The 332-nt window shown below is 49.1% G+C and carries 1 protein-coding gene; it reads right to left on the reverse strand.

Annotated features, from left to right (window positions below):
• On the reverse strand, positions 1-332 hold a 332-nt coding region (locus ACXAFR_RS27585; RefSeq protein WP_475183446.1), incomplete at both ends, for an IS30 family transposase.

The raw sequence follows: 332 nt of genomic DNA on the forward strand, positions 1-332 counted from the left end.
CCAATGATCGTGTCGAGTTCCCAATCGCCAATTCGCGAGCGGGTATCAACGATTTTAGGGCGCTCATCAATACTGACGCGGTCAATTATTTGGCCTCGGCGGCTGTAGCTGCCATATCGTTTACGACGGACTTTCTTGCAACGCAGGTGGGTATATAGGTCTCCACCGGAGGCTTTATCCTGGAGAAGATATTGATAGATCCATTCATGACTCACACGAATGTCGGAAACGGTTTTGAGCCAAAGGCTAATCTGCTCGGGACTCCAATCCATACGAATGAGCATTTCAATGAATTGCCAGGTATCGAATTGAAGTCGCCTGGAAGCCTTCGC

The organism is Pseudomaricurvus sp. ABR4_320, assembly GCF_056159445.1.